This is a genomic window from Mucilaginibacter sp. (assembly GCF_039935595.1).
In the GTDB taxonomy this organism is placed as follows: domain Bacteria; phylum Bacteroidota; class Bacteroidia; order Sphingobacteriales; family Sphingobacteriaceae; genus Mucilaginibacter.
Genome location: NZ_JBDTJZ010000143.1, coordinates 1 through 6,737, shown reverse-complemented (window position 1 = coordinate 6,737; position 6,737 = coordinate 1). Strand labels below are relative to the sequence as shown.

The window sequence follows — 6,737 nt, the reverse complement described above, 5'->3', positions numbered from 1 at the left end:
AAATTATTAACTGATTAACGTTTAGTGTATTGATTTGGTGCGCCCGGAGTAGGTAAATAGTTTGCTACCTGTGTGCCGCTGGTATGTGCTTTGGCTAAAGGTTTGGTAAAGGTAATCCCGCTGCCTGCCACTTCTGTATTGGCCGCATGGCTATTTTTAAGCGGAGCAGTAACCGTTACAGATTCTGTTTGCGGGGTACGGTTAGGGCCGCCACCACGACGGGCAAGTGTAACCGAAGCCACCGTAGCAGTTTCATTACCTATGGTTATTGTTTGTCCCGCCACAAAGCCCGCAGCGCTGGCAACAGGTATAACGGTTGCTCCTGCATCGGTAGCTGTGGCAACAGTTGTACCGCCAGGGGTACCTATTGATGCAATAACAGCAGTTTCGCTATTAGCGTCTGAGCCAATTATAATTTGCTCGCCCGCATTGAAGCCGGTTGCATTGGTAAATTTAACGTTTGCGGCACCTGCCGCTGATGCTAATGACAGACTCATATTACTTTGCAACATAAAGTCAGCGCGATTATCATCGCTGTCAAAACCGTCAGGATAACGACCTGCACTTTTGTTTGGCTGCTCGGTAGGAGCAGCGTTACCAAATCTGAAACCACCACCGCCTACAGTAGGGGCCGCAGCAAAATTGCCTGGTTGTACCGGCCCTGATTTCAACTGCCAGCCTTCACCTAACCATGGGTCAATCACACCGCCATAATTAAGGCCGTCAACAATATTGCCTTTGGCATCGCTCAATCTCATACTGCCTGAATTGGCTAACGCCGGGCCTCCTATCCATTGGTTAGGTGCTTTTTTGCCCTGATAACCTGCAGTTTTTACCTTAGCGTCATATACCACCGCGTTTATTTCCTGGTTGTTAGCCAACGGGCGATCAAGGGTGATCACATTATTTAATGCCAACACCGGCTCGTTGCTTGAGTGTGCAACGGCACTGGCAGGCTCAAAGCTAATACCTGTTCCTTTATTGCCAAACGGCATGTTTGAAGCATGGTCATATTTAAGCGGAGCAGCCAGTTCAAGACCTGTTCCGGCATCTTCATTAGCTTTAAGCGGGCCGTTAAGCGTGTTACGTACCGATTGTGTACCCACTTTGGTTACGGTAACGGTTTCAATACCGTGACCCTTGCTGTCAATATCTAATCTGATCTGATCACCAACAGAAATATTTGCGGTCGAGGACACTTTAATATTAGTGCTTCCGGCTTTAGCATCTGCGGATAAATAAGCTTGTGTACCCGGTTTACCAACCCCGGTAATAGTAACTATTTCATATTTTTCAATGCCTTGTGCTACGGCAGGGTATTTTGCGCCATGGCCGATAGCCATTTTTTGACCTACCTTAAAGCCGTTTACACTTGAAACCGGGATGCTTGTTGAGCCTGCCGGGATGGTAATAACCGGACCTTCGGGTACAGGTTGCCATACTAAGGTTGAGCCCGAAGGGCCGCCTGGTCTGCCGAATTGTGCAGGGGCTGCATCAGGCTCAGGAGTAGCTATACTTGCAATCTTGCGGGTTTCGGCAGTTGCGCCCTCTCCAATTTTGATCACATCGCCTGCTGACATGCCGGTGGTGCTTCTAACATAAATGGTTGATTCGCCTTTTTTAGCCGCAACAGCCAATCCTGAGTTTGATAAACCTAAAAGATAAAAGCCTTTTGCGGCTATCTTTGTGCCTGCAGGTATTTTCACGTTGGAGAATATTGGTGTTTGAGTTGCGTGCTGGGTGAAACTCCAGTTAGAGATATCTACCGCACTTTTACCTGCATTATACAATTCAACAAACGAATTGCTGGTATTATCAGTAGAGCCGTCATTGATACGGAACTCATTGATCTTTACCGGGCTAACATTGCGCAGTTTTTCATGTGCTTTTTCTGATTGGGCCTGGTTGGCTGCGTTGGTCCATGAGGCATTGGCAACCAGGTCGCCGTTAAACGCGGCTGGTCCTGATGTTACCTTGAAGGTGGCATTTACACTTTGGCCGGCAGCTACAGTAGTAAATTTCTTAGCACTTCCGGTTGACCATCCTTTAGGAGCAATAATGCTTAAAGTTACGCCTTTTACCGGTGCGCCTGTTGTATTGGTAAAGGTTACAATAGTGTTTTGTGACGACCCCGGAGCAAAGGTTTGCAAACCCGGAGGCGTATTTATTAATGCAGCCGGTGCTAAACTTAGCAGGGCAACATCATATTTTGAAGCTACTACGTTGGCTTGTATTTTGGCGTTGGTCTCTTTGGTAGGGAAGGTGCCACCAGCGGTTATAGCGCCTTCATAAAAAGTACCCTGCGAGCCGTTACTATTATCGCCGCCGTTACCTAATAAAATGGCACCTTGTTTGCGCATAGGGTCGTAGCTGTTTCTGTCGTTTTTAATACGTCCGCCATCATACATCACCATCAGGTCGCCGCGTTGTGCATCACCACCCATTGATCTCCAATGGTGCGGTTCGCCATCAGCCATTGCGGTTACAAAGCTCCAGTTAATGGTTGGTATAGGGCAGTTTTTATCGTTTGGCGACGCGTTTACGCAACCCACCAAATTGTTTTCCTGATCGGTCATTACCCACGGGCCCTTGCCTTCTCCACGATACCATGAGCCGGCATTGCCATAATAAGCGGTTTCCATGGTGCCGTCACCGTCATCGCGGCTATCTGTTTCTGCGTTGCCGTAATCAAAGCAGCAGCCACTGTTATAGTGCTTGCCGTTAATAACCCAATATTGGCCTTCGGCCTGGTCATCAACAGCGGTTCCTTTAGCGTCATTTAAACGCATACCCATACCCGGAATTATAAAAACACCATAAGCTTTATGGCCCATAATGGTAATAGGTGCCATATCAGCAATTGGCAGGTTATTAAAGCCACCCATTGCCGGGCCGCTAAAGCCACCATGAGGTGCCTGTACCAAATTATTACCTTTGCCAGACTGATCATACAATATGGTTATCCAGCAGGTTGTATTGCTGCAAAACGCGTCCTGTGCAGCAGCATTAGCATATCCGCCGGCATCGCCATTGCTGGGTTGCACCACACCTATATCCTTTGTCTTACCGTCAGATCGACGCATAACCTGGTATAACGGGCCATTGTAGGATGCATATAATGCGCGCGTACTGCTATGAGCAGCAGTACAAGGAGTACCCCCGGCGGCATAAATATCACAAGGGCCTTCCGGTCGGGCCGGAACCACTGTTGTTTTTGTACCTGTCATGGCTACCATCATAATGCCGACTGGTAAAACCAGCGCGGACGCCAGCAGGGTAAGCAGGTGATTTTTCTTTTTCATGTTTGTGTTTTGAGCTTATTGGTTATGCAGTTATTAAATAATGTATAATATTTTCCTTAAAAAATAAATGTCAAAAAAACATTTATTTACGTCGACAAAAAAATATAGGCCGACTGTATATTAGTTTTTTATAGTTTGATAAATTATATCGGCTTAATTGGTGTTGCTAATATAAATCGATTGCAATGATATTTCCAAATAATTAAATCGAATAATGATGAATTATAACTGTAAAAATTACATTTATATACTAATTTAGCGTAACCAAATAGCCCGGCAAGTCGGGCAATCATATAAACCAATAATGAAAATTTCGGGAAAACTATTATTGCTGACGGTTTTAAGCATTTGTACATTAAATGTCCGCAGTCAAAACAACACAGCAGGTGTAAGGCAAAAAATAAACATTAACAGGGAGTGGAAATTTGAACTGGGCGATTATGCCGATGCCCAAAATGTTGCTTATAATGATAAAAGCTGGAAAAATGTTAACCTGCCGCACAATTTTAGTATCCCGTATTTTCAAACAGCGCAATGGTACACCGGCTATGGCTGGTACCGCAAGTATTTTGATGTACCGGCAGCATGGAGATCAAAACGGATATTTATAGAGTTTGAGGCCGCTTTTAGGGAAGCGCAGATATTTGTTAATGGTCAACAGGTAGGGGAGCATAAAGGCGGCTATACCGGTTTTGCTTTTGATATTACTGATAAGCTAAAAACAGGGCGCAATGTATTGGCTGTTCGTTTAAATAATAACTACAACCGCGCCCTTGCCCCGCGCAACGGCGACCATAACTTTACAGGTGGTATTTACCGTGATGTTTATCTGGTAGTAACCGATCCGGTTCACGTTACCTGGTACGGAACTTTTGTAACCACGCCAACCGTTTCAAAAGCGGCAGGTACGGTAAATGTTAAAACCGAAATAAAAAATGATGGCGCAGTTGGTAAAAAGTATACCATTAAAACGGATATCATTGATCCATCTGGTAAAACGGTAAGCACGGTCACCTCCGCGCAGCAAATACCTGCAAATGGTTTGGTTAATGTAGACCAAACTACTAAAGCTATTGCACGGCCAAAACTTTGGCACCCCGACCATCCATACCTTTACAAAGCCATAAGTCAGATCATCGACGGAAAAAAGGTGCTTGACAGGTATGAAACCAAATTTGGTTTTAGATGGCTAAAATGGACCGCCGATAGCGGTTTGTTTCTCAATGGCGACCATTACTATTTTCGTGGGGCTAATGTGCACCAGGATCATGCAGGGTGGGCCAACGCCGTGACCAATGCCGCTATAAAGCGGGATGTGAAAATGGTTAAAGATGTTGGTATGGATTTTATCCGCGGGTCGCATTACCCGCACGACCCGGCATTTTCTGAAGCCTGTGATAGCCTGGGTGTTTTACTTTGGGAAGAGAATGATTTTTGGGGATCGGGCGGTACGCAGCGCGAAACCGATAACTGGTATGAGGGAGGAGGCGCTTACCCCATGAATGCGGAAGACCAGGCGCCGTTTGAAGCGAGTGTAAAGTCGGATCTGCGCGAAATGATACGCATACACCGTAACCATCCGGCTATAATTGTTTGGAGCATGTGTAATGAACCATTTTTTACGGGTCGCGGCACCCTGCCTAAAGTACGCGAGTTTTTAAAAGAGCTAACCAAAATTACCCACGAGCTTGATCCAACCCGAGCTGTAGGTATTGGTGGTTCGCAAAGAGGGGATATTGATAAACTGGGCGATATTGCGGGGTATAATGGCGACGGTGCAAGGTTATTTATGAACCCCGGGATACCCAGTGTGGTTACAGAATATGGCTCGACCATAGCCATACGCCCGGGTAAGTATGAACCCGGATTTGGCGATCTGCAAAAAGAAAAATATGCCTGGCGTGCCGGCGAAGCGTTATGGTGTGCTTTTGACTACGGCACCCGCGCCGGCGATTTTGGTAAGATGGGTATGATAGATTATTTTAGGCTGCCCAAAAATCAGTATTACTGGTACCGTAACGAGTATAAGCATATACCGCCACCTCCGGTTGCTGTTGAAGGTACAGCGGCTAAACTAACTATCACATCAACCCAAAAAACTATAGAGGGTACTAACGGAACGGATGATGTAATGCTGATCGTGTCTGTCACTGATAAAAACGGTACGCAGCTAAGTAATTCGCCCGATGTTACTTTGCAGATCGTATCAGGCCCGGGCGAGTTCCCTACGGGCAGGAGTATTACTTTTAGCAATAAATCAGATATCTATATTCGCGATGGTAAGGCCGCCATTGAGTTTAGAGCCTATAACGGCGGAAAGACCATCATCAAAGCAAGTTCACCGGGACTGGAAAGCAGCTTTATTACTATTGAAACCAAAGGGAAACCCTATTATATAAAAGGAATAAGCATTGAAACTGCGGAGCGTCCATATATCCGCTACGTTGCGCCTAAAGTCGAACCTGCAAAAACTACGACAGTAAATATAGCTTATCAAAAACCTACCCGTGCAAGCAGTGAGGCTTCAGGGAAAACTGCCAACCTGGCTAATGATAATAATGCGGACACCTATTGGCAGTCGGCAGGAAACGAGGGCGAAAAATGGTGGCAGTTGGATATGGAGAACCTGTATAAGCTGGATGAAGTGCTGTTAACTTTCCCGACAAATGATGTTGGCGCTTACCGGTTAGAAATATCAAAAGATGGCCAAAACTGGCAGTCCGTAACGGATGCGGTTGCTGCTTCAACTAACAGCAAAAAGCGTACGGTGCAAACAAACAGCAGTATTATAGGGCGTTTCCTAAGGATAACGTTTGCTAATACCGCCAATCCGGTTGGCATTAATGAGATAGAAGTACATGGAAAAGCAAGCAATTAACTTAGGTTCGACAGCATGTCGGTGTATAGATCTCTCCCGTTGGTCGAGATGACAAATTGCTTAATTTAATAAAATTTGACAGAGCGGTAGCTTGTGAAGTGGTGGTAGGGGTTGGTCGCTTTGCATTTTGTAAAACCCCTCCCTTCGCCCTCCCGGGGGGAGGGAATCGCACAAACCCTAAGCTTTATAAAATTTTGCCGACCAATTACTCAAACTGTAGTTCCCAATGGTCCTCACCGCCGTCAACAACGCGGAATATCTTTTTTTCTACTGATTGAGTACCGTCGGATGAAGTGATACGTACAATTTCATGGTCATGGAACTCTTCTGTTTGCGATACCATAATTGCGCTTACAGAGCGTGGGTCGCCGGGTACTGTTAATGTTTTCATTGTGCTATAGTTTTGATAATTGGTTAACAAGGTATAACGCATTAAGTTTTAATAGGTTCAGGCAATTTTTAGAGTAATATACGTCATTAAAAGTCTGTTTTTGTATTATTTTTCAAATAAAACTTTGTTAATGTAAAAAAGACAGTTAATATTGCTATAATTGAGT

General features: G+C 45.3%; 3 protein-coding genes. 1 reads left to right on the top strand and 2 read right to left on the bottom strand.

What is annotated here, in order from left to right:
- Window positions 1-14: 14 nt before the first annotated feature.
- Window positions 15-3,302 (bottom strand): arabinofuranosidase catalytic domain-containing protein, encoded by a 3,288-nt coding sequence (locus ABI367_RS09535; RefSeq protein ID WP_462231466.1) that lies wholly within the window; start codon window positions 3,300-3,302, stop codon window positions 15-17.
- Between the two features lie 304 nt (window positions 3,303-3,606).
- On the opposite strand from ABI367_RS09535, the gene ABI367_RS09530 reads away from it, so the two are divergent.
- Window positions 3,607-6,180 carry a glycoside hydrolase family 2 protein gene (locus tag ABI367_RS09530; RefSeq protein WP_462231464.1) on the top strand — a complete coding sequence of 858 codons (2,574 nt, stop codon included), beginning with the start codon at window positions 3,607-3,609 and terminating at the stop codon, window positions 6,178-6,180.
- 205 nt (window positions 6,181-6,385) lie between these two features.
- On the opposite strand, the gene ABI367_RS09525 is transcribed toward ABI367_RS09530, so the two are convergent.
- A complete protein-coding gene (locus tag ABI367_RS09525; protein WP_462231462.1) occupies window positions 6,386-6,571 on the bottom strand; it encodes a hypothetical protein in 186 nt (61 codons plus the stop codon).
- Window positions 6,572-6,737 lie beyond the last annotated feature (166 nt).

Excerpts from the sequence above, each read along its gene's own strand:
- ABI367_RS09530 (WP_462231464.1), top strand. The coding sequence starts at position 3,607 with ATGAAAATTTCGGGAAAACTATTATTGCTGACGGTTTTAAGCATTTGT.
- ABI367_RS09525 (WP_462231462.1), bottom strand. The coding sequence starts at position 6,571 with ATGAAAACATTAACAGTACCCGGCGACCCACGCTCTGTAAGCGCAATT.
- ABI367_RS09535 (WP_462231466.1), bottom strand. The coding sequence starts at position 3,302 with ATGAAAAAGAAAAATCACCTGCTTACCCTGCTGGCGTCCGCGCTGGTT.